Below are 22,490 nucleotides of genomic sequence, written 5' to 3'. Positions count from 1 at the left end.
CACGTGCACTAGTTGCACAGGAAACGATCAGGCGTTTCGGTGTTACCGTGCAGGTATGGCAGTCAAGACGGCCGGTGTGCGGCTCGAGGAGCGGTGGCGGGAGATCCTCTCGGTGCACGCACGCACGATGTGCGAGATCGACCGTGCGCTGCACCCGCACGGTCTGGGCGCGAGCGACTTCGAGGTGCTCGACATCCTCGCGACCGAGGAGCCCGAGCAGGGCTCCCAGTGCCGGGTGCAGAACCTGGTCGGCCGGGTCCACCTGAGCCAGAGCGCGCTGTCCCGGCTCATCGCCCGGCTGGAGAAGGACGGGCTGGTGGAGCGCACGATGTGCGCGGAGGACCGGCGCGGTGTGTACGTCGCCCTGACCCACGGCGGCCGCGCCCTGCACGCCGAGGTACTGCCGCTGCAGCGGGCCGTGCTGGCCCGCATGCTCGGCGACGACGAGGCCCCTCGTTCCGAGGGTGCCTGAGGACGGCCTAGGGGCGGGCCAGCAGGGTGCGCACGCCGTCCGACGTGAGGGTGAGGCGGTGCTCCGAGCCCGCGTCGATGGTCAGTGACAGGTCGTCGGCCGGCCACTGCGCGGCGAGGGCCCCCAGCGGCACCATGCGGTAGCGGGAGACGTACGGCAGCAGGTCGGCCATCTCCAGCTCCGAGGTGAACACGGGCACGACCTGTCGGCCGCCCTGCTGTTCCATGACCGGCAGGGCCAGCATCCCGGGGTCGGCGCCCTCCTGCTCGTTCGCGTCGTCGGGCACCGGGACGAGCACGTCGCTGCTCGCGAGCGTGTCGAGCGCCGCCGTGTCCTCGGTGTTCTCGGCAAGTACGTCCAGCGCGCGCTGGGCGGGCGAGACGGAGTTGTCGTTCGCGGGTGTTTCCATGACAGATCCCTGGTAGCGGCGGTGGTGGACCCGCCCCGGTGATCGGTACGGGGGCGGTCCCACCTCGCGTACCCGATCGTCCGGGGCGCAATCCTGTTCGGCGCCCCACCCCACCCGGCCCGCAACCTTTCGGTCAATTCGCTCGTCTCCTCCAATAACGGAACATGAACCCTCCGGGGGGACACAATGCGACGAAGCAGAGCGGCATGGGTGGCGGTCGTCCTCGCGGGCACCGCCCTGGGGACGGCCACGGTCGCGGCCGACGCGGCCCCGGTCACCGACGCGTCCGGCACCGTGCGGACCGCGCCCACCAGGGTCTGCCCCACCGGCTGGGGCAGCCTCGACAAGACCCGCGCCGCGGGGACGACGACACCGGTGAAGGACGTCAGGACCGGCCGCCACGCGTGCTTCGACCGGTTCGTCGTCGACGTGCCCGGCGCGCGCGCCGCCGACCTCGGTCACCGCGTGCGGTACGTCGACCGGCTCCACCAGGACGGCTCGGGCCGCCCGATCGCGGTGGGCGGCGGCGCCGTCCTGGAGGTCCGGGTCGCCGCGCCCGGCTACCGCCCCGAGACCGGCGCCGCGACGTATCCCGGCCGGGTCGGCCGGCCCCTGCCGGGCGTGGACCTCGCCGGGTACCGCGCCTTCCGGGACACCCGGTTCGCCGGCAGCTTCGAGGGAGAGACGCAGTTCGGGCTGGGTGTCCGGGCCCGGTTGCCCTTCCGGGTGCTGGTGCAGGACGGGCGTGTGGTGGTGGACGTCGCCCACTCCTGGGGGCGGCTCATCTGATCATCCAGGGGCCCACTTGATCGATCATAAGGATGATGGGGTTAGCATATGAGCGCCGCCTAGCTCGAAAGATAGAGACGTGACTGTCAACGACGACTCGTTCACCAACTGGAAGAACCGCGAGGAGATCGCGGAGTCGATGATCCCGATGATCGGGAAGCTGCACCGTGAGCGGGACGTCACCGTCCTGCTGCACAGCCGCTCCCTGGTGAACAAGTCGGTGGTCAGCATCCTCAAGACCCACCGCTTCGCCCGGCAGATCGCCGGCGCGGAGCTGTCGGTCACCGAGACGATGCCCTTCCTGCGGGCCCTCACCACGCTCGACCTCGGCCCCTCGCAGATCGACATCGGCATGCTCGCCGCCACCTACAAGAGCGACGACCGCGGGCTGTCGGTGGAGGAGTTCACCGCCGACGCCGTCGCCGGGGCCACCGGCGCCGACAAGATCGACCGTCGCGAGGGACGCGACGTCGTCCTGTACGGCTTCGGCCGCATCGGCCGGCTCGTCGCCCGTCTGCTCATCGAGAAGGCCGGCTCGGGCAACGGCCTGCGCCTGCGCGCCATCGTGGTCCGCGGTGGCGGCGAGCAGGATCTCGTCAAGCGCGCCTCCCTGCTGCGCCGCGACTCCGTGCACGGCCAGTTCCAGGGCACGATCACCGTGGACGAGGACAACAGCACGATCCTCGCCAACGGCAACGCGATCAAGGTGATCTACGCCGACGACCCGACGCAGGTCGACTACACGGCGTACGGCATCAAGAACGCCATCCTCATCGACAACACCGGCAAGTGGCGCGACCGCGAGGGCCTGTCGAAGCACCTGCGCCCCGGCATCGACAAGGTCGTCCTGACCGCGCCGGGCAAGGGCGACGTCCCGAACATCGTGCACGGCGTCAACCACGACACCATCAAGCCGGACGAGCAGATCCTGTCCTGCGCGTCCTGCACCACCAACGCGATCGTCCCGCCGCTGAAGGCCATGGCGGACGAGTACGGGGTGCTGCGCGGCCACGTGGAGACCGTCCACTCGTTCACCAACGACCAGAACCTGCTGGACAACTACCACAAGTCCGACCGCCGCGGCCGCTCCGCGCCGCTCAACATGGTCATCACCGAGACGGGCGCCGCCTCCGCCGTCGCCAAGGCGCTCCCGGACCTCAAGGCGAAGATCACCGGCAGCTCGATCCGCGTCCCGGTCCCGGACGTCTCGATCGCGATCCTGAACCTCCAGCTCGCCCGCGAGACCACCCGCGAGGACGTGCTCGACCACCTGCGTGAGGTGTCGCTGACCTCGCCGCTCAAGCGCCAGATCGACTTCATCAGCGCCCCCGACGCGGTCTCCAGCGACTTCATCGGCTCGCGCCACGCCTCGATCGTCGACGCCGGCGCGCTCAAGGTCGAGGGCGACAACGCCATCCTCTACCTCTGGTACGACAACGAGTTCGGCTACTCCTGCCAGGTCGTCCGCGTCGTCCAGCACGTCTCCGGGGTGGAGTACCCGACGTACCCGGCCCCGGCGGTCTGAACCGGAGCACGGCGCGTGCGCGCGCGGGGCGGTGGGACCTGCTTCCCACCGCCCCGCGCGCATGCCGCGTCAGCCGGTACCGGGCGGGGAGAATGGAGCCATGAACGGACCGGTTCGGCGCTCGCCCTGGGGCGAGGTGCTGATCTGGTGCGTGGCGGTGGTGAGTCTGACCGTCCTGGCCGCAGCGGCCGTCGTGCGCAGCACCGTCCTCGATCCCGAGTTCTACGGCCAGGCCCTGGAGGACGAGCGGGCCTACCAGCGGTTCTACGACGAGGTGCTGGTCGACCCGGACAGTACGCCGCTGGCCCGCGAGCTGCTGGACCGGCTGCCCGTTCCGCAGTCGACCATCACCTCGAACCTCAAGGTGGTGATCCCGCCGGAAACCCTGCGGGAAATGGGGGACCGTCAGATCGCCGAGGTCGTCCACTATCTCGAGGGCGACCGCGACCGGCTGCGGGTCACGGTCGACCTCGAGCCCGTCGTCGCCAACGTCGAACGGCTCAGCCGGGCCTACTTCGGCGAGGCCGTCGCCGCACTGCAGCAGCGGTCCGAACCCGATTTCCAGGCCTTCGTGCAACGCCTGTCCGAACTGGCCGCGCAGGTCGTGGCCGGTGAGGCTCCGTTGGAGGGTCTGCCGTCGCTGCCGCTCTCCCACGGCCAGGCGGTCGCGGCCACGGACGCGCTGCTGCGTCTGGTGCCCCCGGCCGCGCGTGCCGAGCTGCGGCCCACCGTGCAGACCGCGCTGGACCGCGGTGACGTGGCCTCCGCGCTGGCCGCGCTCACGCCGGTCGCCCTGACGGACCAGGTGCGGGCCGCCGCCGCGGAGCTGTTGCGGGAGGCGAAGGAGGGCACGTGGGTCGTCACCGTCGAGCTGGACCCCTCGTACGAGGCGCTGGCACCGGTGGACCGCGCGCGTTCCGTCACCCGCCTCTTCCAGTCGGTGGTGGAACCGGCGGCAGCGGTGCTCTGCGCGGCGGCGCTGACGCTGCTGTGGTTCTCCACGCCCTCCCCCGCCAGTCGCCGGCTGATGTCGCTGGGCTGGGTGCCGGCCGCCGCCGCCTCGCTGCTGGCCCTGACGGTGTTCGTCCTGCGTCTCGCGTTGAGCGACGCCCTCTTCGCTCCGCCGGCGTCGTGGCCCCCGTCGGCGGCGGAACTCCTCGGCGACATCCAGGCCACCGCTCTCGACGGACTCCTGACCACCACCACCGTCGTCGCGGTGATCCTGCTCGCCGCCGGCGCCCTGCTGATCACCGTCGGCTGGGTCTGGCAGACCAGGCCCAGTGTGCCGGTCCTCACCGACCCCCGGCACGGTCCGGCGCTCACCTTCGCCGTCACGGCGTGCGCGCTCGTCGGCACGATGGTGGCACCGGTGGCGATCACCGGGTCCTCACCGCGCATCTGCCAGGGCAGCGCCGAGCTGTGCGACGCCCGCTACGACGAGATCGCCCAGCTCGCGGCGCACAACGCGATGGCCACGACGGCGGACCGGTTCATCGGCCCCCTCCAGGACCCGGACATCGTCGGCCAGCTCAACGCCGGGGTGCGCGTGCTGCTCCTCGACACGCACCGCTGGGAACGGCCCGAGGAGGTCGCGGACCGGCTGAACACCTCGGACTTCTCCCCGGAACTGCGCCGGCGGCTCACCGGGATCCTGGAGCGGGTGAACCCGCCCCACCCGGGGCTGTGGCTGTGCCATTCGGTCTGCGGTGCCGGGGCCCTCGAGCTGGCTCCCACGCTGCGGCAGATCGGTGACTGGCTGCGGGCCAACCCCACGGAGGTCGTCACCCTGGTCGTGCAGGACGGGGTCGGCTCCGTGCTGGCCCAGCGCGCCTTCGAGCAGGCGGGGTTGGGCGACCTGCTGTACGAGCCGGACACGGACCCGGATCGCCCGTGGCCCAGGCTCAAGGACATGATCGACAGCGGCCGGCGGCTGGTCGTCTTCGCGGAGAAGGCGGACGGCCCGGCGCCCTGGTACCGCAACTTCTACCGGTACGGCATGGAGACGCCGTTCGCCTTCCGCAGTCCGGACGAGATGACCTGCCTGCCGAACCGGGGCGGCACGGACAAGCGGCTGTTCCTGCTGAACCACTTCGTGACGGCCGGCGGCGGACTGCGGCTGGACGCAGGTGTCGTCAACTCCCGGCAGCGGGTGCTGGAGCGGGCCCACGCCTGCGAGCGGCAGCGCGGCAGACCGGTCAACTTCATCGCGGTGGACTACGCGACGATCGGCGACGCGCTCGGCGCGGTCGAGGAGCTGAACGCCGAACGCCTCCAGGAAGACACCCGCTACCCTGTCGGGCGGTCACCGGACCGGCTCGGCGACGCGGTGGGAGCCGCGTCGCCGAGCGGGTGAGGCTGCCGGCGCTCCCGGAACGGACCGCCGGCCGGCCCTACTGGTTGATCTTGAACTGGGAGCCCGGCTCGACCCGTACGGCGTCCTCGGCCGAGTTGGTGATCGTGACGTCCGTCAGGGTCGCGCTGCCGCGGGCGCCGCCCATGGCGAGGATGCCGGAGCCGTTGTTCGACTTGTCGATACGGACGCCGGTGATCTTCACGTCCGGCATCGCACCGCCTCCCGTCTTGAACTGGATGCCGTCATAGGTCGAGTCGAGGATCTCCGTGTCCTTGATGGTCACCCCCGGGATGTCCTGGCCCTGCGCGAAGAGGGTGATGGCGCCGAACTCCTGTGCCTCGCCCCAGAACGCGCCCCCGGTCCGGTGCAGGGCGTTGCCCGCGATGAGGGTCTGACCGGAGAAGGGCAGCGGGTCGTGGTCGGTGGCGAGCATGATGCCGGGGTAGTTCATGGTGTCGGAGATGACGTTGTTCTCGATGGTGTTGCCGTAACCGCCGTACACCGCGATGCCGTTGGCCCGCCACGGCAGCTGGATCGTGTTGTTGCGGAAGTGGTTGTCGTGACCGACGTCCACGGCGGTGTCCTTCACGTACTTGCTGGCCCACACGGCGAGCGAGTCGTCGCCGGTGTTGCGGAAGGAGGAGTTGTGGACGGTGGAGTTGCGGGTGCCGTTGGCGAAGTTGATGCCGTCGGCGTAGGTGTTGCGGATCCGCATGCCGGTGAACTCCAGGCCGTCACCGGGGCCCCACAGCTCGGGGATGTTGGAGTAGTCGCGGCCGGCCCAGACACCGACGTTGGCGTGCTCGATCCACACGTTGCTGATCCTGGTGTCCTTGCCGAAGCGGCCGTTGAGCCCGACGCCGCCCTCGTGGTTGCCGTCGCCGCCGCGGATGGTGCCGGAGCCGAAGATGGCGAGGTCGGAGATTCGGGTGTTGTGGTCGATGTCGAAGCCGAAGTTGCCCTCGTGCGGGTGGTTGATGCCACCGGCCTCGTGCGGCGGGGTCAGGGTGTAGAGCTGGGAGTGCCACATGCCCGCGCCGCGGATGGTGACGTCGCGGATGCCGACCTGGTTGAACTGGCCGCGGTTGAGCGGATCGTCGGTGAGGATCTTCTGCTCCTGGCGCCACTGCCCCGCCGGGATCCACACACAGTCGATCCGGCCGTTCTGATCGTCGGTGACGGCGCGCTGGATGGCGTCGGTGTCGTCGAGTCCGTCGCCGGGGACGGCGCCGTACTCGGTGATCGAGGTGCAGTTGGCCGGCTTGGCCGCCGGGGGCGCGACCTGCTCCAGGTCGATCAGGTCGATGACGTAGAAGGCGGCCGAGTCGCCCGCGTCGCGCTGGAGGCGGAACGTGGTGCCCTGCGGGTAGGTCTTCGACAGCAGCGCGTGGGACTCGTCGAAGAGCCGTCGCGCGTCGCCGCCGGGCCGGTTGGTGAGTCCTTCGGGGTCGTCGGTGTTGCCGTACAGCCAGCTGTGCTTGGAGGACAGGGTCAGTTTCTGCACGAACGCGCCGTCGGCGTAGAGGCTGATCGTGGCCTGGGTGCCGCCGCCGGCCGGGGCGTCCGGGATGGAGTTGCGTACGACGACGGAGTTGGTGGGCGTGGTGGAGGTGAACTCGACGTACTGGCCGGTGGAGTCGAGCCGGACGGACTTCCGGCCCGAGGACTCGGTACCGAAGTTGGTGTGACCGAAGGTGCGCTTGGCGTCGGTGGTGAGCAGGGTGCCGTTGTGACGGCCGTTCTCCGCCTCGTACTCGGTGTACGGGACGGCGGCGCCGCGTCCGACGACGAGGGACTTGGCGAGCACGTTGTTGTTCTCGTTGGTCTCGGCGACGAGGCCGGTGGCGTCCGCGGTGGCGGTGAGGGTGACGCCGCCGCCGGTCGCCGTCCAGGTGCCGGAGACCGGTACGTTCACCGTGGCGCCGGCGGCCACCTGTCCGGTGGTGCCGTTCAGCGTGGTGGTGCCGGCCTGGACCCGGGTCACCGATCCGGCGGGGGCGGCGCCGGTGCCGCGGTTGTGCACGGCGACGGTGAAGGAGACGGGGGCGCCGACGGCCGGGTTGGCCGGGTCGGTGGTGACGGAGCGCACCTCCAGGTCGGGTCCGGGGGCCCGGTCGACGACCAGTCGGTCCGTGGCAGTGCGGCTGTTGTTGGAGTCGTCCGCTTCGGCGACGGTGTCGCGGGGGTCGACCACCGCGGCGACCCCGTAACTGCCGGCCGCGTGGGTGCCGGTGGCGACGGCGACCTCGGTGGACTCGCCGGGGTCGAGCGCGGGTACCTCGGCGCTGCCCGCGGTCGTCCCCTCCACGGTGACCTCGGTGGTCGTCGCGGCCGAGCGGGCGGTGCCGGCGTTGCGGACCGTGGCGGTGACGGTGACCTCGTCGCGCTCGGAGGGCGCGGCGGGTGACCAGTCCAGGCCGGTGACCGTGAGGTCGGGCGCGGGCGCGGCGGTGCCGACGACCTGGAACTCGGCGACCTGGCCGCCGGGCGCGCCGGTGTTGGAGAAGAACCTGAGGCGTACGTCGGAGACCCGGCCGGTGACGGGGATGGTCACCGAGTTGTCCTGGCCCGGGTTGAAGGCATAGTCGGCGCGGGCGCGCAGTGAGGTGAAGTCGCTCTCGCCCTGTGCGCGGCCCAGCACCTGGATGCCCTGGGTGCGGGCGGCCCACACCGGGTCCGGGTTGAGTTTGACGACCACGGCGCCGACGTCCGCGTCGGCGCCGAGCTTCACGGTGAGGTCGGCGGGGTGGCCGGCCGCCTCCCAGTAGGTGGAGGTGGAGTCGTCGGTGGCGTGGGCGGCGACGTAGGTCTGCGTCGACGAGGTGGCCTCGACCGGCTTGTTGCGGGCCAGGTTGGTGCCGGTGGGCGGTGGCTCGGTGACCACGTCCTCGCCGTACACCTCCAGCTCGGCGAGCTGTGCGGCGTTCCAGCCGGTGTTGCCGGTGACGTGCACGCGGACGTACCGGGCGTCGGAGGGTTCGGCGAGGTCGACGGCGACGGTGTTGGCCCGGTCCGGGCTGAACGCCCGCGCGGCCGATGCCGCGAGGGCGTGGAAGGTGGAGCCGTCGGTGCTGCCCTGGAGGGAGAGGGTCTGGCTGCGGCTCTCCCAGCCGGTGGGCAGCTTGAGGACCACCCGTTCGACGTTCCGGGCGTCGCCGAGGTCGACCTGCACCCACTGGGGGAACGCGCCGGCCGGGCCCTCCCAGTAGGACGCCTGGGTGCCGTCGGTGGTGTGGGCGGCCGGGTACGCACTGTGGGAGCCGCCCGCCGTGGCCGGGCGGCCGAGCGCGAGGTTGACGTCGGCGGCGGCCGTCGCGGCCTGCGCGCCGGCCGCGAAGGGCAGCGGGAGCAGCCCGACCGTCATCAGCCCGGCCGCGACGGCGCCCGTCAGCGACCGTCGGCCGAGGGATCTCCATCTCATGAGGTGTCCTCCATGCGCGCCAATTGAGTAGGACAGTCGATTCTTTGCGGAAACTGCGGCATCAGGTTTCTAGCGCGTCACCTGTTTGTCAACGGTCCTCGTTACGGCGGAATTTGGTACGTAAGTAGCTTGCGTTGCTTGCGGACAGCTTGCGTTGACGTTGAACTGGGAAGAGGCAGCAGTAGGCACACGAGAGCGCCGGTCGGATCTCACAGTGCACGCAAGTCATGCACCGGAGCGAGAAAACAGAAGGGCCGACTCCACGCCCGTAGGCGTCGAGCCGGCCCTTGCCGGTGGGGTCTCCCCCGAGGTCGATCAGTCCGTGCCGAACTCCATCGCGGCGCGGTCCAGCAGCTCGTCGTCGCCGGAGACCTCGCCACGGGAGGCGATGGCCTGCGCGCCGCCCTCCGGCATGGCGCCGATCAGCCCGGTCGCGGCGGCCTGGGCGGCACCGATGGTCGGGGTCGCGGTGCCGATGAGGCCGAGGCCGGCGTACTGCTCCAGCTTGGCGCGGGAGTCGGCGATGTCGAGGTTGCGCATGGTCAGCTGGCCGATCCGGTCCACCGGACCGAACGCGGAGTCCTCGGTGCGCTCCATCGACAGCTTGTCCGGGTGGTAGCTGAACGCCGGGCCCGTGGTGTCGAGGATCGAGTAGTCCTCACCGCGCCGCAGCCGCAGGGTGACCTCGCCGGTGACCGCCGAGCCGACCCAGCGCTGCAGCGACTCGCGGATCATCAGGGCCTGCGGGTCGAGCCAGCGGCCCTCGTACATCAGCCGGCCCAGGCGCCGTCCCTCGGTGTGGTACTGGGCGAGGGTGTCCTCGTTGTGGATCGCGTTGACGAGGCGCTCGTAGGCCGCGTGCAGCAGGGCCATGCCGGGCGCCTCGTAGATCCCGCGGCTCTTGGCCTCGATGATCCGGTTCTCGATCTGGTCGGACATGCCCATGCCGTGCCGGCCGCCGATGGCGTTGGCCTCCATCACCAGGTCGACCGGGGAGGGGAACTCCTTGCCGTTGATCGTCACCGGGCGGCCCTGGTCGAAGCCGATCGTGACGTCCTCGGTGGCGATCTCGACCGACGGGTCCCAGAACCGCACGCCCATGATGGGCTCCACGGTCTCCACGCCGGTGTCGAGGTGCTCCAGCGTCTTGGCCTCGTGGGTGGCGCCCCAGATGTTGGCGTCGGTGGAGTACGCCTTCTCCGTCGAGTCCCGGTAGGGGAGGTCGTGGGCGAGCAGCCACTCCGACATCTCCTTGCGGCCGCCGAGCTCGGTCACGAAGTCCGCGTCCAGCCACGGCTTGTAGATCCGCAGCTGGGGGTTGGCGAGCAGGCCGTACCGGTAGAACCGCTCGATGTCGTTGCCCTTGAACGTGGAGCCGTCGCCCCAGATCTGGACGTTGTCCTCGAGCATCGCCCGGACCAGGAGGGTGCCGGTGACGGCACGGCCGAGCGGCGTGGTGTTGAAGTAGGCGCGCCCGCCCGAGCGGATGTGGAAGGCACCGCAGGTGAGGGCGGCCAGCCCCTCCTCGACCAGCGCCGCGCGGCAGTCGACCAGGCGGGCGATCTCGGCGCCGTAGGTCTTCGCGCGGTCGGGCACCGAGGCGATGTCGGGCTCGTCGTACTGGCCGATGTCGGCGGTGTACGTACAGGGGACGGCGCCCTTGTCACGCATCCACGCGACCGCGACCGAAGTGTCGAGGCCGCCCGAGAAGGCGATACCGACGCGCTCGCCGGTGGGGAGGGAGGTGAGGACCTTGGACATAGGAAGAGTATGCATGATGACGCATGACCATGCAAAGCCTGGGTGGCCATGGGCCGGTCACCGGGCCGGCATCGCCACGTACTGGTACTCCAGGAACTCCTCGATGCCCACCGTTCCGCCCTCGCGGCCCAGCCCCGACTGCTTGACGCCGCCGAAGGGCGCGGCCGGGTTGGAGACGAGTCCGGTGTTGAGGCCGACCATGCCGACCTCGAGGCGTTCGCTGACGCGCAGGGCGCGGTCGAGGCCTTCGGTGAAGACGTAGCCGACGAGCCCCCAGGGGGTGTCGTTGGCGCGGCGTACGACCTCGTCCTCGTCGTCGAACGTGAGGATCGCCGCGACCGGTCCGAAGATCTCCGTCTCCATCAGCCGGCTGTCCGGACAGACCCCGGTGAGCACGGTGGGCGGGTAGAAGCAGCCGGGCCCCTCGGGAGTACGTCCCCCGACGAGCACCCGGGCGCCGCGCTCCACCGCGTCGGCCACCAGGTCCTCCACCTTGGCCCGTCCGGCGGCGTCGATCAGCGGACCGACGTCGACGCCGTCCTCGGTGCCGGGACCGACCACGAGGGCGCCCATGCGCTCGGCCAGGCGCCGGCCGAACGCGTCGGCCACCGAGCGGTGCACGAAGAAGCGGTTCGCGGCGGTGCAGGCCTCGCCCATGTTGCGCATCTTCGCGACCATCGCGCCGTCCACGGCCCTGTCCAGGTTCGCGTCGTCGAAGACGACGAAGGGCGCGTTGCCGCCCAGCTCCATCGAGGTCCGTACGACGTGGTCGGCGCACTGGGCCAGGAGCAGCCGCCCGACGGCCGTCGAGCCGGTGAAGGACAGCTTGCGGATCCTCCCGCCGCGCAGGAGCGGTTCGCACACCTCTCCCGCCCGGGACGTGGTGACGACGTTCAGTACGCCGTCCGGCAGTCCCGCCTCCTTGAGGATCGCGGCGAGGGCCAGGCTGGACAGCGGGGTCTGCGGGGCCGGCTTGAGCACCGCCGTGCAGCCGGCGGCGATCGCCGGGCCGATCTTGCGGGTGCCCATGGCGAGCGGGAAGTTCCACGGGGTGACGAGCAGACAGGGTCCGACCGGGCGCCGGGAGAGCAGCATGCGGTTGCGTCCGTCGGGGAGGACGCCGTGGCCGCCGCCGATGCGGACGGCCTCCTCGGAGAACCAGCGGAGGAACTCGGCCGCGTACGCCACCTCTCCCTTGGCCTCCGCGAGCGGCTTGCCCATCTCGGACGTCATCAGGCGGGCGAGTTCGTCGGTGCGGTCGAGGACGGTCTCATGGGCGCGGCGCAGGATCTCACTGCGGGCCCGCGGCGCCGTACGGGCCCACTCCTCCTGTGCCTGGACCGCCGCGTCCTCGGCGAGCCGGGCGTCCTTGGGGCCCGCGTCGGCGACCTGGCAGAGGATCTCCCCGGTCGCGGGGTCGTCCACCGGCATGGTGGCGCCGTCCACGGCGTCCACCCAGGCTCCGCCGATGAACAGTCGCGTCGGGGTGTCGGACACGTGGGCCGGTGCGTCGGTCGGGGTGCGGTCGGTCATGGGGGTCCCTCCTCGCTTCTCGCTCACCGGTCCGCGGCCTGTGCGGTGCCGGTCTCCACCGCGGCCGCCCAGGCCCGCAGCCCCTCGTCGATCCCCGACTCGGAGATCACCAGTGCCGGGATCATCCGGACCACCTGGTTCCAGGCGCCGCACAGCAGCAACAGCAGGCCCTCGTCGACGGCGGCCCGCTGGACCCGGGCGGCGGTCTCGGGGTCCGGGTCGCCGTCCGCGGTGACGAACTCGGAGGCCAGCATCAGCCCCATCCCGCGTACGTCCCCGACGGCCGGCGTGCGGGCCGCCACCGCCTCCAGCCCGTGGCGCAGCCGCGCCCCCATGGCCTCGGCGTTCTCGACGAGCTTCTCGTCGCGTACGACGTCGAGGGTGGCGCAGGCCGCCGCGCACGCCACCGCGTTGGCGCCGTACGTGCCGCCCTGCGAGCCGGGCCAGGCCCTGCGCATCAGTTCCTCGGGGGCGGCGATGCCGGACAGCGGGAAACCGCTGGCCAGCCCCTTGGCGGTGACGAGGACGTCGGGGGTGACGCCGAAGTGCTCGTGGCCCCAGAACCGGCCGGTGCGGCCCACGCCGGTCTGCACCTCGTCCAGGATCAGCAGGAAGCCGTGCCGGTCCGCCCGCTCCCGCAGGCCCTCCATGAAGGCGCGGTTCGCGGGGACGTACCCGCCCTCGCCGAGCACCGGCTCGACGACGACCGCGGCCGTGTCGGCGGGCGAGGAGATCGTCTGGAGGGTGTAGTCGAGCTCCTGGAGGGCGAAGCGGGTCGCGGTCGCCTCGTCCCAGCCGTAGCGGTAGGCCGTCGGGAAGGGGGTGACGACCACGCCGCTCATCAGTGGAGAGAAACCGGACCGGAAGCGGGTGCCGGAGGTGGTCATGGAGGCGGCGGCCACGGTCCGGCCGTGGAAACCGCCGTGGCAGACCAGGACGTTCGGCCGGCCGGTGGCCTGGCGGGCCAGTCGCAGCGCCGCCTCCACCGCCTCGCTGCCGGAGTTGGTGAAGAACAGGCTGTCCAGGCCGGCCGGCAGCACCTGGCCCAGCTTGTCGACCAGGTGGCGCAGCGGCTGGTGCATGACGGTCGTGTACTGGCCGTGGATCAGCGTGCCCACCTGCTCCTGGGCCGCGGCCACGACCCGGGGGTGGCAGTGCCCGGTGCTGGTGACGCCGATGCCGGCGGTGAAGTCCAGGTAGCGGCGGCCGTCCTCGCCGTGGAGGTGGACGCCCTCGCCCCGGACCGCCACCACGGGCGTGGCCTGACGAAGGTGCGGCGACAGTGCGGTCATGCTCGTCTCCCGGCCTGGTCGTCGGTCTGCTCGGTGCCTTTGAGGATTCCCGCGGTCCCGGGCGCCGACAACACGTGTTCCGTCCAGCCGGGGCCCGCTCTCCGGACGTTGTGTCAGCCCTCCGTGGTCCCGCTCGCGCCGCCCGGCCGCTCTTGCGCAGGTCAGTGCGGCTTGTCAGAGTGACGGGGGCGCGCAGGGAGGCACCGTGAGCGAGAACGACCAGCCGGAGCCGGCCGGCCGCCCGCTCACCGTGGCGGACGTGCTGGCCCTGCCCGTCCTGGCCCAGGGAGATCCCCAGGTGGTCGCCGGCCCGGACCGGATCGGCCGGCCGGTCCGCTGGGTCCACATCACCGAACTGACGGACCCCGCCTCCTTCCTGAAGGGCGGCGAACTCGTCCTCACCACCGGCATGCCCCTGCCCGACGACCCGGCCGGGGTACGCCGCTACGTCGACGAGCTCGCCTCCGTCGGTGCCGCGGCCCTGGTCATCGAACTCGTCCGCCGGTATCACCGGCCGCCCGACGCCCTCGTCCAGTCCTGCCGCGCCCGCGGCCTGCCCCTCGTCACCCTCGCCAGGGACGTCAACTTCCTCGAGGTCACCCAGGTGGTGCACGCGCTCCTCCTCGGCAACCAGGCGGACGCGATGCGCCGGACCCAGCGCGTCCACGAGGCGTTCACCGCCCTCACCCTGCGCGGTGCGGGCCCCGAGGACGTGATGCGCGCCGCGGCGGAGATGAGCGGTCACACGGTCGTGCTGGAGAACCTCGTCCACCGGGCGCTGATCTGCGAGCCCTCCGGCAGTACGGCGGGGGACGCGCTCACCGACTGGGAACGGCGCTCCCGGGCCACCCCACCCGCCGACCGCACCGGTGTCCGGGGCCCCGAGGGCTGGCTCGTGGCCCCGGTGGCGTACCAGGGCGAAGCCTGGGGCAGGGTGGTCATGCTTCCCGCCCCGTCGGGCACGGCCGCTTCCCCGCCCTTCGGCCCGGAGGACGTCACCGTCCTGGAGCGGACCGCGATGGCCCTCACCATCGCCCGCCTGACCCATCCGGCGCCCTGGGAACGCACCGCGCACCGGCACGCCCTGCGCGACCTCGTCGAGCAGCGCCACCTCTCCCCCGCCGACGCGCGCGCCCGGGTCGCGGCACTGGGTCTGCCCACGGAGGACCGCCGCTTCGTCGCCGTGCTCGCGGACGTGCCGGCGGAAGAGGACACCGAGCGGGCCGAACTCCGTCTCGGCGAGGAGCTGGAGGCGACGGGCACCCGGGCCCTCGTCGGGCTCCTGGGCCCCACCCGTCTCGGCGTCCTGCTGGCCCTGCGGCCCGCCCAGCCCTGGCGCCGGGCCGTCGAACGGCTGAGCCGTACCGTGCTGGGCCCGGTCCCGGGCACGACCGTGAGCGTCGGCTCCCCGGTCCGGGACCTCGCCGACGTCGCCGGCTCGTTCCGCGAGGCGGCCCGGGTGGCGGAGGCGACCGAGCCCGGCCGGCCCCTGCCCGCGGACCGTTCCTTCCACGAGCGGTCCGACATCGGCCTGCGCCGCCTGCTGTTCGCGCTCCGCGACGACCCCCGGGTCCAGGACTACGCGGAACGGCAACTGGGCCGGCTCCTCGACCACGACGCCCGCCACGGCACCGACCTTCTGACGACCCTGCGCCGCTACCTGGACGCCGCCGGCAACAAGACCGTCGCCGCCCGCTCGGTCGGGCTGTCCCGCGAGACGGTCTACCAACGGCTGCGCACGATCGAACGGTTGCTCGGCCGCGACCTCGAGTCCGGCGAGCAGCGCACCGAACTCCACGTGGCCCTCCAGGCGCTCGACGCGCTGCGGGCGCCCCCGCCCACCGGCCGGGGTCGTCCATCCGGCGGATGAACCCGTGCTCCCCGTAGAGCCCCGGTCGAAGTGTCCCGACCGGGGGCGTCGACGACCGCACCGTCGCCGACCTGCCGCACCTCGTCCAGGGTCGGCCACGACCGATGAGTTTTCCCCCGACCTCCGGTCAGAATGGTGTCGGTGCACGGCGTTGCGGAAGCGGCGAAAGCGCACACCGACCCAGACATGCACAGACCGGACCCGAAGCACTGAGGAACCTCACATGCGTACTCTGATCAGCACTGCCTTCGTCTCGCTCGACGGTGTCGTGGAGGCCCCGGGCGGCGAGCCCGGTTACCGGAACTCGGGGTGGACCTTCAAGGACGTGGAGTTCCTGCCGGAGGCGTACGAGATCAAGGACCGGGAACAGAAGGAGGCCACGGCCCTGCTGCTGGGCCGGGTCAGCTACGAGGCGTTCAGCCCGGTGTGGCCGGACATGGAGGAGTTTCCCGGCTACAAGGTGATGCCGAAGTACGTCGTCTCCACCACCCTTACCGAGGACGACCTGGTGACGAACTGGGGCGAGACGACGATCCTGCGCTCACTCGACGAGGTCGCCGCGCTGAAGGAGACCGAGGGCGGCCCGATCATCGTCCACGGCAGCGCCGCCCTGAACCGGAGCCTTTCGGACGCGGGCCTGATCGACCGCTACCACCTGCTCGTCTTCCCGCTCCTCCTCGGCGCGGGCAAGCGGCTGTTCAGCACCGCGGACAAGGACGCCCAGAAGCTGAAGCTCGTCGAGCACGAGGTGTACGCCAACGGCCTGCAGAAGCAGATCTTCGACGTGGTGCGCTGAGGGGCTCAGCCGCGCAGCGTCCTGCGCAGGACGAGCCCGCCGATCGCCGCGAGGGCGGGGAAGCCGCCCTTCGGCATGACCGCCGTCCCCGCCACTCCGACGGCGGCCAGCACGGCACCGGCGGCGCGCTGGGCCGGGACGTCCCGGTGCTCCTCCGCGGATCGCAGGAGCCGGCCGCCCATCCACAGGGCGGGCGCGGCGGCCAGGAACCAGAAGGCCGCGGCCCGGTCACCGCGGTCCGGCACGGAGCCGAGGAGGTCGCCGCGCGCGATGTCGGCGAGCACGTCGCGGTAGATCACGGCGCCGATGGCACCGTGGGCCAGGCCGACGAACTGGAGTTGGCGTCCCGCCGAGCGTCGCGTCATGGCCTCATCGTACGGGCGTGCCGAACACCGACGAGCGGCGCACCCGGACGAGTTGTCGGGTGCGCCGCTCGTGTTCCGCCGGCGGATCAGGCGTCGGCGGCGCCGTCCCGGCCGAAGTCGGCGTGCAGCCGCCGGGTGTGGTCGACCCGGCGTTCCGGGCCGGTCAGGGTGACGGTCGCCGTCAGGCGCGGGTCGGTGCTGGACGCGGCGAGCCGCAGCTCCAGGTCGCCCGGCTCGACGACGCGGCGGCCGTCGCGGCCGGTGAACGAGGCGAGGTCGGCCGGGACCGTGACGCGCACCCGGCGGGCCTCGCCGGGGGCGAGCGGCACCCGCGTGTAGCCGATGAGCCGCTGCACCGGCTGGACGACGGAGGCGACCGGGTCGTGCAGGTAGAGCTGGACGACCTCGGTGCCGGGCCGTTCGCCCGTGTTGCGGACGGTGAGCGCCAGCGAGAACGCGCCGTCGGTGGGCGCCTCCTTGCCGTCCACCACGAGGTCGCTCCACGCGAACGTGGTGTACGTGAGGCCGTGCCCGAAGCCGAAGGCGGGCGTCGGGTCGATGTTGGACACCTCGCTGAGGTGGGCGAGCCGCGCCCCGAGATAGGTGGTCGGCTGGGCGCCCGCGCCGCGGGGCACGCTGACCGGCAGCCGGCCGGAAGGGTTGGTCCGTCCGCTGAGCACCCCGGCGAGGGCGGCAGTCCCCTCCACCCCGGGGAAGAACGACTGGACGATCGCGGCGGACTCCGCCACGGCCCGGCCCAGGGCGTAGGGGCGGCCGGCGAGCAGCACGGTCACGACCGGCGTGCGCGTGTCGAGCAGCGCGTCGAGGAGCTGCTGCTGCGCGCCGGGCAGCGCCAGCGACTCGGCGTCGCACCCCTCGCCGCTGGTGCCGCGCCCGAACAGCCCGGCCCGGTCGCCCAGCACGGCGACGACGACGTCCGCGTCCCGGGCCGCCCGGACGGCCTCGGGGATGCCGAAGACGTCGCCGTCGTCGACACCGGTGCCCCGTACGACGGTGATCTCCGCCTCGGGGAACTCGGCGGCCAGTGTCTCGCGCAGGGTGGGCAGTGCGATGCCGACCGGGATCCCGGGGTGGTGGACACCGATGTGCTGGGGGAAGGAGTAGCAGCCCAGTACGGCGGTGGGTTCGTCGGCGTTGGGTCCGACCAGGGCGATGCGGCGCGGCCGGTCGAGCGGCAGGGTGCCGTCGTTGCTCAGGAGCACGACCGCCTCCTCGGCGACCGTGCGGGCCAGCTCCCGGTTCTCCGGGCCGTCGAGGTCGATCCGGCCGCGCAGGGCTTCCGGGTCGTCCAGGTCCGCGCCGTCGAGCGCGGACGGCACGGGGTTCCAGTCCGGGTCGAGCAGCCCGAGCGCGGCCTTCTGCGTGAGCACCCGGCGCAGGGCGCGGTCGATCACCGCCTCCGGGACCCGGCCGTCCGCCACGGCCTCGGCCAGGGGTGCGCCGAACGTCTTGACGGTGGGCAGTTCGACGTCGACGCCCGCCCTGAGCGCGGCCCCGGCGGCGCCCGCCCAGTCGGCGGCGATGCCGTGCAGGGTCTTGAGGAAGGCGATGCCGAAGTAGTCGGCGACGACGGTGCCGTCGAAGCCCCAGGTGTCCCGGAGCAGCCCGGTCAGCAGGTTCTCGTCGGCCGCCGCGGGGACGCCGTCGACATCGGTGTAGGCGTGCATCACGGACCGGGCGCCGCCCTCGCGGACCGCCATCTCGAAGGGCGGCAGCAGGACGTCGGCGCGTTCGCGCGGCCCCATCGGGGCGGGTGCGAGGTTGCGTCCGGCGCGGGAGGCGGAGTAGCCGACGAAGTGCTTGAGGGTGGCGACGACGCCGGCGTCCTCCAGTCCGCGGACGTAGGCGGTGCCGATGGTGCCGACGAGGTACGGGTCCTCGCCGATGGTCTCCTCGACCCGGCCCCAGCGGGCGTCGCGCACCACGTCCAGGACGGGCGCGAGGCCCTGGTGGACGCCGACGGACCGCAGGTCGCGGCCGATGGCGGCGGCCATGCGCTGGACCAGGCCGGGGTCGAAGGTGGCGCCCCAGGACAGGGGGACGGGGTAGGCGGTCGCACCCCAGGTGGCGAAGCCGGCCAGGCACTCCTCGTGTGCGAGGGCGGGAATGCCGAAGCGGTTCGCGGCGGCGATGCGGGCCTGGGTGCGCAACAGGGACAGCGCGCCCAGCGCCGGGTCGACGGGGGCGGTGCCGAACGGGCGGGTCAACTGGCCCAGTCCGGTGGGCAGGAGTGCGTCGAGGTCGACGGCCTCCTCCATGTCGTGCTGATGGGGGGCGACGTCTCCGCCCTCGTCGGAAGCTCCGACCCACACGCCGTACAGCTGGGCGATCTTCTCCTGAAGGGTCATCGCCTCGATCAGCGCGGACACCCTGGTGGAGACGGAGTGGGCAGGGTCGTTCCAGAGGGGGACTTCGGGGGTGGTCTCAACGGCCACGTTGGCGATCACTTTCCTCCGACGCCCATCAGGCCCTGGACCAGGGCGCGACGGGCGAACAGGTAGACGAGCAGGACGGGCACCATGGACAGCACCACGGCTCCCAGCAGACCGGGAATGTCGATGCCGTGTTCGGTCTGGAAGTTGTACAGACCCAGGGTGACCACCTTGGTGGAGTCGGACTGGGTCAGGACGAGCGGGAACAGGAAGCCGTTCCAGGCCTGGAGCGCGGAGAACACCACGATCGTGGAGAGTCCGCCCCGGGACAGCGGCACGACGAGCTGGAAGAACATCCGCCGCGGGCTCGCGCCGTCCATCGCCATGGCCTCGTACAGCTCCGAGGAGATGTCACGCATCGCGCCGCTGAGGATCAGCGCCGACATCGGCAGGCAGAAGGCGGCCGTGGGCAGGATGACGCCGAGGAGGTTGTCGTACAGCCCGGCCTCGCTGATCAGGTAGAACATCGGCACGATCACGGCCTGGGCCGGGATGGCGAGACCGAGCAGGAACAGCCGGAAGATCGCCGACGTGACCCTGCCGCGGCTGCGGACGATGGCGTACGCGAGCGGCGGGACCAGCAGCAGCACGATGGCGATCACGCTGGCGGTGACGACGAGGGTGTTGAGGAAGTACTGCCCGAAGCCCGAGTCGAAGGCACCGGTGTAGTTGTCGAGGGTGAAGCTGTCCGGAATCGAGACCGGGCCGTTCTCGGCGTAGTCCTGGCGGGTGCGCAGGGTCGCGGCGAGCATCACGTACAGCGGCAGGCCGACCAGGAAGAGCCAGAGGAGCGAGCCGGCGCCGGCCAGGTAGTTCGGTCGGCGCCTCATGACACACCCTCCATGGAGCTGCGCATCTTGTCGTAGCCGGAGACCCGGACGACGATCAGCGAGATGATCGTGGCCGCGACGACCAGGGCGAGGGCGATGGCGGAGCCGGTGCCGTAGTCGAAGCTCTTGAAGGCCTTGTCGTACATGTAGTAGGCGCTGATGGTGGTGTCGGTGCCGGGGCCGCCCTGGGTCAGGATGAGGACCGTCTCGAACGTGGTCAGACCGCCGACGATCATCAGGATCATCGAGGTGATCATGGAGGTGCGCAGCTGCGGCAGGGTGATGTGGAAGAACTGCCGGTAGCGGCCGGCCCCGTCGATCTCCGCCGCCTGGTACAGCACCGGCGGGACCGCGCGGGCGGCGCCCTGGTAGATCAGCGTGTGGAACGGGGTGAACTGCCAGGTGCTGACGAACGCCAGCACCCCGATGGCGGTTGCCTGTTCACCGAACAGGTTGCCGTCGCCGAACAGCCAGGTCGCGGAGGCGGGGATGCCGAAGTTCGGGTCGAGCAGCGCCCGCCACAGCACCGACACGGCCGTCGCGGACAGCAGCAGCGGGATGAAGTAGATGACCGACAGGACGGCGCGGTTGCGCTGGTGACCGGCGGCCCAGACGCCGAGCAGGATGCTCAGCGGGGTCTGGAGGACCACGCCGAGCGCGGTCAGCAGCAGGGTCAGCCAGACGCTCTTGAGCATGACCGGGTCGTCGATGAGGCGCGACCAGTTGTCCGTGCCGACGAACTCGGGCGAGCTGAGCCCGTCCCAGCTCATGAAGGACAGCACCGCCACCATGATCAGCGGGACGATCGCGAAGAGGGCGAAGAACACTGCGGCGGGCAGCGCCCAGGCGAAGCCGGGGCGGCCCACCGTCGTCGCGGACGAGGCGGGCGGCCGCCGCCGGGACTCCTTGCGGGGTCCGGCGACGGGCCGGGCGTTCGTGATCTGTGAGGTCATGAGCCGTTCGTCACTCGGTCGGGAGGGCCTGCATGGCCTTGATGAAGCCGTCCGTGTCGAGCTGTCCGTTGAAGAACTGCTGGACGGCCTTGTGCATGTCCGAGCTCGCCTTCTGCGGGTACGCCTGGTCCCAGGACAGCTGGAACGACGGGGCGTCGGCGACGAGGTCGTACTGGAAGCGCGAGTACTCGGGGGTGCCCGAGCCGTCGATGAACTTGCCGGTGTCGGTGGTGGTCGGCAGGTTGCCGATGTCCAGCTGCGCCTTGACGAACTCGTCGGAGTACATGAGCTTCAGGAACTCGGCGACGGCCTCGGGGTGCTTGGTCTTCTTCATCACCGAGTAGTAGTTGTTGGTGTTGCCGGCGACGTTGGCCGGGTCGCCCTTGCCGCCCGCGACGGCCGGGAAGGCGGAGTAGCCGAGACCTTCCCCGGCGAAGTCCGGGTGGTCCGTCAGCTGCTGGGAGTAGTACCAGGAGCCCATCAGCTCGAAGCCGGCCTTGCCCGAGGCCAGCAGCTGGACCGAGCCGCCGTTGGTGTACTTGACGGAGTCGTAGTTCTTGCCGAAGGCACCGGTGTCGACGAGCTCCTTGATCATGTCCAGGGCCTTCTTGCTGTCGGGACTCTCCCAGGCGCTCTTGTCGCCCCCGACGGCCTTGGCGAACAGCTCGGGACCGGCGATGCGGTCGTAGAGGTACTGGAACCACATCTGGGTGGGCCAGACGTCGCCGCCGCCCAGCGCGATCGGTGTGACTCCCTCGTCCTTGAGCTTCTCCACCGCGGCCAGCAGCTCGTCCCAGGTCTTCGGCGGCTGGACGCCCGCCTCCTCGAGGACCTTCTTGTTGTGGAAGAGCAGGACCGGCTGGGTGCCGCGCATCGGGATGCCGTACGGCTTGCCGTCGACGACGGCGCTGTCGAAGACGGACGGCAGGAACTTCGCCTTCAGGTCCGGGTTCTTCTTGATGAAGTCGTCGAGCGGGAGCAGCAGGTCGGCCTTGACGAACGGCTTGATGCTGCCACCGCCCCAGTTGAAGAAGACGTCCGGGGCCTGCGGCGTGCTGATGATCGTCTGGAGCTTCTTCTGGTAGTCGGCGCCGGGGATGGTGTCGAGGACCACCTTGACGTCGGACGTCTTGTTGAAGGTGTCGACGATCTGCTGTTCGACCTTGTTACTGGCGTCCCCGTAGACCAGGACATGGATCTTGCCGTCGTCCGACGACGCCCCGCCGTTCCCGTCGCCGCAGGCCGACAGGCTCAGCGCCAGGGCGAGCGTCGCACCGGTGGCGACCAGTCTGGGCAAGCGCGCACGTGTCTTCATCGTTCGCCTCTCGAAAGTTTCGGCCGCATCGCCGAAAGTCCATGCTGCCGGACAGTAGAGTGAGGCGGGATTTCTGGTCAATGGGCGTGCAGAAGCCGACTCAAAACGTTATCGATGCACGGCGAGGTGGCCGGAGAGACAAGAAAGGTCGCCCCTTCGACTGTTTCGAAGGGGCGACCGGTCGTTCGGGCCCGGCGAGGTCCGCGGCTCAGGTCAGGGACGTGTCGGGCAGCGGGTCCTCGTCGGCCGGGTCGCGCAGCGGCGGGATGAACAGGGAGAGCAGCAGGGCCGCCGGCGTGACCAGGGCGCCGAGCCGTCGCACGCGCCGCCGGAAGCGACACCTGTACCGGCGC

At 71.3% G+C, this 22,490-nt stretch carries 16 protein-coding genes; 6 read left to right on the top strand and 10 right to left on the bottom strand.

Annotated elements, in window-relative coordinates:
- Positions 1-55 precede the first annotated feature (55 nt).
- Positions 56-472 carry a MarR family winged helix-turn-helix transcriptional regulator gene (locus ACIGO6_RS24215; RefSeq protein ID WP_399879378.1) on the top strand — a complete coding sequence of 139 codons (417 nt, stop codon included), beginning with the start codon at positions 56-58 and terminating at the stop codon, positions 470-472.
- A gap of 7 nt (positions 473-479) precedes the next feature.
- On the opposite strand, the gene ACIGO6_RS24210 is transcribed toward ACIGO6_RS24215, so the two are convergent.
- A complete protein-coding gene (locus ACIGO6_RS24210) occupies positions 480-881 on the bottom strand; it encodes an SseB family protein (RefSeq protein ID WP_399879376.1) in 402 nt (133 codons plus the stop codon).
- Between the two features lie 186 nt (positions 882-1,067).
- Here ACIGO6_RS24210 and ACIGO6_RS24205 point away from each other — a divergent pair, with 186 nt between their 5' ends.
- The 3 genes from ACIGO6_RS24205 (at position 1,068) to ACIGO6_RS24195 (ending at position 5,548) form a co-directional block, all read left to right on the top strand.
- On the top strand, positions 1,068-1,670 hold the full coding sequence (locus ACIGO6_RS24205; protein ID WP_399879375.1) for a hypothetical protein: 603 nt from the start codon (positions 1,068-1,070) through the stop codon (positions 1,668-1,670).
- A 79-nt stretch (positions 1,671-1,749) separates the two neighbouring features.
- Positions 1,750-3,195 carry a glyceraldehyde-3-phosphate dehydrogenase gene (locus ACIGO6_RS24200; RefSeq protein ID WP_399879373.1) on the top strand — a complete coding sequence of 482 codons (1,446 nt, stop codon included), beginning with the start codon at positions 1,750-1,752 and terminating at the stop codon, positions 3,193-3,195.
- Positions 3,196-3,295: 100 nt separating this feature from the next.
- The gene (locus ACIGO6_RS24195) at positions 3,296-5,548 is read left to right on the top strand and encodes a hypothetical protein (protein WP_399879371.1); all 2,253 of its coding nucleotides are present in this window, start codon (positions 3,296-3,298) and stop codon (positions 5,546-5,548) included.
- Between the two features lie 37 nt (positions 5,549-5,585).
- Here the strand turns inward: ACIGO6_RS24195 and ACIGO6_RS24190 are convergent, their stop codons facing one another.
- The 4 genes from ACIGO6_RS24190 to ACIGO6_RS24175 form a co-directional block, all read right to left on the bottom strand.
- Complete coding sequence (locus ACIGO6_RS24190; protein WP_399879370.1) at positions 5,586-8,969, bottom strand: CARDB domain-containing protein; 3,384 nt, start codon at positions 8,967-8,969, stop codon at positions 5,586-5,588.
- A 315-nt stretch (positions 8,970-9,284) separates the two neighbouring features.
- Positions 9,285-10,730: an argininosuccinate synthase gene (argG, locus tag ACIGO6_RS24185; protein ID WP_399879368.1), complete on the bottom strand. Its 1,446-nt coding sequence runs from the start codon at positions 10,728-10,730 to the stop codon at positions 9,285-9,287.
- Between the two features lie 57 nt (positions 10,731-10,787).
- Entirely contained in the window at positions 10,788-12,227 is a 1,440-nt protein-coding gene (locus tag ACIGO6_RS24180; RefSeq protein ID WP_399879508.1) for an NAD-dependent succinate-semialdehyde dehydrogenase, read from the bottom strand.
- A 59-nt stretch (positions 12,228-12,286) separates the two neighbouring features.
- A complete protein-coding gene (locus tag ACIGO6_RS24175; RefSeq protein ID WP_399879366.1) occupies positions 12,287-13,555 on the bottom strand; it encodes an aspartate aminotransferase family protein in 1,269 nt (422 codons plus the stop codon).
- Between the two features lie 205 nt (positions 13,556-13,760).
- On the opposite strand from ACIGO6_RS24175, the gene ACIGO6_RS24170 reads away from it, so the two are divergent.
- Positions 13,761-15,425 (top strand): PucR family transcriptional regulator, encoded by a 1,665-nt coding sequence (locus tag ACIGO6_RS24170; RefSeq protein ID WP_399879364.1) that lies wholly within the window; start codon positions 13,761-13,763, stop codon positions 15,423-15,425.
- A gap of 223 nt (positions 15,426-15,648) precedes the next feature.
- Complete coding sequence (locus tag ACIGO6_RS24165) at positions 15,649-16,221, top strand: dihydrofolate reductase family protein (RefSeq protein WP_399879363.1); 573 nt, start codon at positions 15,649-15,651, stop codon at positions 16,219-16,221.
- A 5-nt stretch (positions 16,222-16,226) separates the two neighbouring features.
- On the opposite strand, the gene ACIGO6_RS24160 is transcribed toward ACIGO6_RS24165, so the two are convergent.
- The 5 genes from ACIGO6_RS24160 to ACIGO6_RS24140 form a co-directional block, all read right to left on the bottom strand.
- Positions 16,227-16,586 (bottom strand): DUF6463 family protein, encoded by a 360-nt coding sequence (locus ACIGO6_RS24160; RefSeq protein ID WP_399879361.1) that lies wholly within the window; start codon positions 16,584-16,586, stop codon positions 16,227-16,229.
- Positions 16,587-16,672: 86 nt separating this feature from the next.
- Positions 16,673-19,054 (bottom strand): glycoside hydrolase family 3 N-terminal domain-containing protein, encoded by a 2,382-nt coding sequence (locus tag ACIGO6_RS24155; RefSeq protein WP_399879359.1) that lies wholly within the window; start codon positions 19,052-19,054, stop codon positions 16,673-16,675.
- Entirely contained in the window at positions 19,051-19,869 is an 819-nt protein-coding gene (locus tag ACIGO6_RS24150) for a carbohydrate ABC transporter permease (protein ID WP_399879357.1), read from the bottom strand. The genes ACIGO6_RS24155 and ACIGO6_RS24150 overlap by 4 nt, the downstream gene beginning before the upstream one ends.
- The gene (locus ACIGO6_RS24145) at positions 19,866-20,822 is read right to left on the bottom strand and encodes a carbohydrate ABC transporter permease (RefSeq protein ID WP_399879355.1); all 957 of its coding nucleotides are present in this window, start codon (positions 20,820-20,822) and stop codon (positions 19,866-19,868) included. Before ACIGO6_RS24145 ends, ACIGO6_RS24150 begins: the two co-directional genes overlap by 4 nt.
- Before the next feature lie 10 nt (positions 20,823-20,832).
- Entirely contained in the window at positions 20,833-22,137 is a 1,305-nt protein-coding gene (locus ACIGO6_RS24140; RefSeq protein WP_399879353.1) for an ABC transporter substrate-binding protein, read from the bottom strand.
- Between the last annotated feature and the right edge of the window lie 353 nt (positions 22,138-22,490).

This window comes from Streptomyces sp. NPDC053750 (genome assembly GCF_044544295.1).
Taxonomy (GTDB): domain Bacteria; phylum Actinomycetota; class Actinomycetes; order Streptomycetales; family Streptomycetaceae; genus Streptomyces.
The sequence above is the reverse complement of the archived record's forward strand: the minus strand, read 5'-3'. Positions and strand labels throughout refer to the sequence as shown.

Excerpts from the sequence above, each read along its gene's own strand:
- ACIGO6_RS24210 (WP_399879376.1), bottom strand. The coding sequence starts at position 881 with ATGGAAACACCCGCGAACGACAACTCCGTCTCGCCCGCCCAGCGCGCG.
- ACIGO6_RS24160 (WP_399879361.1), bottom strand. The coding sequence starts at position 16,586 with ATGACGCGACGCTCGGCGGGACGCCAACTCCAGTTCGTCGGCCTGGCC.
- ACIGO6_RS24140 (WP_399879353.1), bottom strand. The coding sequence starts at position 22,137 with ATGAAGACACGTGCGCGCTTGCCCAGACTGGTCGCCACCGGTGCGACG.
- ACIGO6_RS24175 (WP_399879366.1), bottom strand. The coding sequence starts at position 13,555 with ATGACCGCACTGTCGCCGCACCTTCGTCAGGCCACGCCCGTGGTGGCG.
- ACIGO6_RS24205 (WP_399879375.1), top strand. The coding sequence starts at position 1,068 with ATGCGACGAAGCAGAGCGGCATGGGTGGCGGTCGTCCTCGCGGGCACC.
- ACIGO6_RS24190 (WP_399879370.1), bottom strand. The coding sequence starts at position 8,969 with ATGAGATGGAGATCCCTCGGCCGACGGTCGCTGACGGGCGCCGTCGCG.
- ACIGO6_RS24145 (WP_399879355.1), bottom strand. The coding sequence starts at position 20,822 with ATGACCTCACAGATCACGAACGCCCGGCCCGTCGCCGGACCCCGCAAG.
- ACIGO6_RS24195 (WP_399879371.1), top strand. The coding sequence starts at position 3,296 with ATGAACGGACCGGTTCGGCGCTCGCCCTGGGGCGAGGTGCTGATCTGG.
- ACIGO6_RS24150 (WP_399879357.1), bottom strand. The coding sequence starts at position 19,869 with ATGAGGCGCCGACCGAACTACCTGGCCGGCGCCGGCTCGCTCCTCTGG.
- argG (WP_399879368.1), bottom strand. The coding sequence starts at position 10,730 with ATGTCCAAGGTCCTCACCTCCCTCCCCACCGGCGAGCGCGTCGGTATC.
- ACIGO6_RS24165 (WP_399879363.1), top strand. The coding sequence starts at position 15,649 with ATGCGTACTCTGATCAGCACTGCCTTCGTCTCGCTCGACGGTGTCGTG.
- ACIGO6_RS24215 (WP_399879378.1), top strand. The coding sequence starts at position 56 with ATGGCAGTCAAGACGGCCGGTGTGCGGCTCGAGGAGCGGTGGCGGGAG.